General features: G+C 70.9%; 2 protein-coding genes. One reads left to right on the top strand and one right to left on the bottom strand.

The window, feature by feature from the left end:
* On the top strand, nt 1–596 hold a 596-nt coding region (locus tag ACFWF3_RS37090), incomplete at its 5' end, for an ABC transporter permease (RefSeq protein WP_379318947.1).
* Between the two features lie 6 nt (nt 597–602).
* Here ACFWF3_RS37090 and ACFWF3_RS37085 read toward each other — a convergent pair.
* Nucleotides 603–1,012 (bottom strand): SDR family NAD(P)-dependent oxidoreductase (locus ACFWF3_RS37085; protein WP_379318945.1); only part of this gene is annotated, 410 nt, incomplete at its 5' end.

Genomic DNA, 1,012 nt, shown 5'->3' with positions numbered 1-1,012 from the left:
GCCTGCAAACCGCCCTGCTCGCCGGCGCCATCTCCCTCGTCCTCGGCACCTGGGCCGCCCTGGCCTCCCGAGCGGCGCCCACCTGGTTGCGCCGTCTCACCGACGCCGTCTTCCACCTCCCGGTCGCCGTCCCGTCGGTAGCAGTCGGTCTCGGCGTCCTCATCGCCTTCAACGAACGCCCCGTGCTCCTGGGCGGTACCAAATGGATCGTCATCGTCGCCCATGCGGTCCTGGTTCTGGCCTACGCCTTCAGCGCCGTCTCCGCCGCCCTCGATCGGCTCGACCCCGCCTACCGGCAGGCCGCGGAATCCCTTGGCGCGGGACCTGTTCGCGTCCTCTGCCAGATCACCCTGCCGCTGCTGTTACCCGCTCTCGGCGCGGCAGCGGGCCTGGCGGTCGCCCTGTCCATGGGCGAGCTCGGCGCGACCATCATGGTCTACCCCGCCACCTGGAAGACGTTGCCCGTCAGCATCTTCGCGCAGACCGACCGCGGCGAAGTCTTCGACGCCGCGGCCGGAACCACGGTCCTGGTCGTGGTCACACTGGTGGTGCTGGTGGTGCTCGGCCGCATACGCGGACGCGCCGCGCTGCGCTGAGCCGGCCTACACCAGCGCCGATGCGCCCATTGCGGTGAGGCCGCCGTCCACGCGCAGGTCGTGGCCGTTGACGAAGGCGGCGTCGGCCGAGGCCAGGAAGGCGACGGCGGCGGCGACGTCTTCTGCGGTGCCGACGCGACCCGCGGGGGACAGGGCCGCGACCCCCTGCCGAGCGGATTCGGAGAGCTCCGCGCGGAAGGCCGGGGTGTCGATGTAGCCGGGGCTGACCGCGTTCACCCGGATTCGCCGTGGCGCCAATTCCGCGGCGAGAGCGCGGGTCAGGTTGTGGACGGCCGCTTTGCTCGCGGAGTAGAGGGCAGAGCCCGAGACACCGAGGTGCAGGCCGAAGGAGGCATTGATGACGATCGAGGCGTGGTCGGGGAGCAGCGGCAGAACCTTCTGAATGGTGAAGAAGG

The sequence above is a fragment of the Nocardia sp. NPDC060220 genome, assembly GCF_042727815.1.
GTDB lineage: Bacteria > Actinomycetota > Actinomycetes > Mycobacteriales > Mycobacteriaceae > Nocardia.
This window is presented reverse-complemented; position numbering and strand designations above follow the sequence as displayed.